The sequence below is a fragment of the Oleiphilus sp. HI0086 genome, from assembly GCF_001635225.1.
Window position 1 is genome coordinate 1 of record NZ_LWFZ01000809.1, and the last position, 1982, is coordinate 1982.

At 44.6% G+C, this 1982-nt stretch carries 2 protein-coding genes; one reads left to right on the forward strand and one right to left on the reverse strand.

Annotation, left to right across the window (positions count from 1 at the left end; all coding sequences use genetic code 11):
* Positions 1-59: 59 nt before the first annotated feature.
* Positions 60-815, reverse strand: a complete 756-nt coding sequence (locus A3756_RS14345) for a glutathione S-transferase N-terminal domain-containing protein (RefSeq protein WP_068507339.1) — start codon at positions 813-815, stop codon at positions 60-62.
* 266 nt (positions 816-1081) lie between these two features.
* Here A3756_RS14345 and A3756_RS14350 point away from each other — a divergent pair.
* Positions 1082-1982: serine dehydratase beta chain (locus A3756_RS14350; protein ID WP_231875545.1), on the forward strand; the 901-nt coding region annotated here is incomplete at its 3' end.

Below are 1982 nucleotides of genomic sequence, written 5' to 3' on the forward strand. Positions count from 1 at the left end.
ACTAGCGCTTATGGCTAACTAAAGAAAATAAGAGGCTATATATGCTGTGTCAACGCGTTTTATTGCGCGTAAGTGGACTCTAAATAGCGAGCAATTTCTTGAGACTCAAACATTTCTGTTCCGGTATTGGGATCAATAAGAAACGGTACTTGCACGTTTCCATGTTTTTTAAAGAAATCATCGCGCTTGGTGTTTTCTAATGGTTGATAAGCGCCAATGCTGAAGCGGAAGTTTGCCGGACCCATATCAGCTAGTTGCTGCTTGCCCAAATTGATCAGTAAGTATGGCAATTCAAGTTCGCATAGTTTTTCTCTTACTACACGAGAAAAAGGGCTGGATTCGAAGCTATATAGCGTCAATGGGAGTTTAGCCGCTTTTGCAGGGCGCGCGTGGACACCTGCATTATTACGTAAAACACTAGCCAGTTTGGATGCCGTATCATTCATTAAACTGCGGCGGAGTTGCTTAGGGACTTCCAAGCCCCTGTACTCTTTAAATAGGTAAGTAACAATTTCATCGCGGCCAGCAATATTGAGGTCAGTGTTGGGGTCGAATAACCTTGGGAGCGTCTGGCTGCCGGATTCTTGTGCAAGTTTTTTTATATCACGCCCACCGATTGGGCAGGGGGCTACCATTGCATCAAGGTTGAGTTCGGTCAGTGCTTCCCTGACAAACCGACATTCCGGGCAACCTTCTCTGTCGAATATAACCAGCTCCTGCTCAGGTTGTATTGCAACCTTGCTCGCTGACGTGCCACGCCAAACACGTAGTGTTGATGCAAGGGTAGACGTGGTGATGTCGAATAAGTTTTTCATAGCGATCCTCCATAATAAGCACGGCTGCATTGTAAGGCTTAATCGTTTGTTTGTCATAGACAAATATCGGCTGTGTCTACCCATAAATTATTATATGAGGCTGTAAGTTCAGGCTGAGTTACGGGTTTAAGGCTATAATAAGATGATTATGGTTTGTTGCTACCTGCATAGAAAGAAATCACGCGTGAGGTTGTATTATGTTCACGAGTATTACAGATCTATTTAAACTAGGTATTGGACCTTCCAGCTCTCATACTAATGGCCCTATGATTGCCGCAAAGGACTTCGTCACTAAGATAAAGGCTATAAATCCCACCTTTCTTAAAGGCAAGCGCCTTAATCTTAGGTGCCGCTTGACAGGTTCCTTAGCGTATACGGGTATTGGTCATGGTACAGATACGGCAATCCTTCTGGGTCTCAATGGCTATTCGCCGGCACAGGCCGCTAAGCTTTCATTCAACGGTAATTTAGAAAAAGCGATTGATAGTTTTCAGCAAAAAAACTTTATCGAAATTGTTCAAGGTGTGTGTGTAAACTTTGGCCCAGCGTCGGGAATAGAGTTTGATATGAAGCTCGTGTACCCGGAACATCCGAATGGTTTCAGCTTTACGCTATCAAGTGCTGGTGAGAAAGAACGGGTCATTTTGTCTGAAACGTACTTTTCCGTTGGTGGCGGTTTTATTTTAACTAAAGATGAACTTGCCGATAAGAGTAAGCGCCAAAAGGAGAAAAAAGGGAGGCGTAAAGTGCCGTTCGGCCACAGCCAGAAACATACCTATTCAAACATGAGTGAGTTGCTGTCTATCGCCGAGAAAGAAGATAAAAGCTTTGCAGTAATTCAGATGGAAAATGAATGCATGAGTAGTGCTGAGAGTGTTACTGAGGCAAATATTTGCACAGTTAAGGAGGCGATGTTTGCAAGCATAGAACGTGGTTTATCTGCTGATGGGCAACTGCCCGGAGGACTGTTATTAGAGCGGCGTGCAAACAAGTTATATTCCGATCTTAGCGCGAATCCCAGTAATGCTAGTGTCAATGATTGGCTTTGTGCATACGCAATGGCGGTCAATGAAGAGAATGCTGCGGGACAAGCAGTCGTAACCGCGCCAACAAACGGTGCGGCGGGTGTAGTCCCAGCATTGCTTTATTATCTAACCAAGCATGAAG

Bases quoted from the DNA above. Each gene is read 5' to 3' on its own strand.
- A3756_RS14345 (WP_068507339.1), bottom strand. From the start codon at position 815: ATGAAAAACTTATTCGACATCACCACGTCTACCCTTGCATCAACACTA.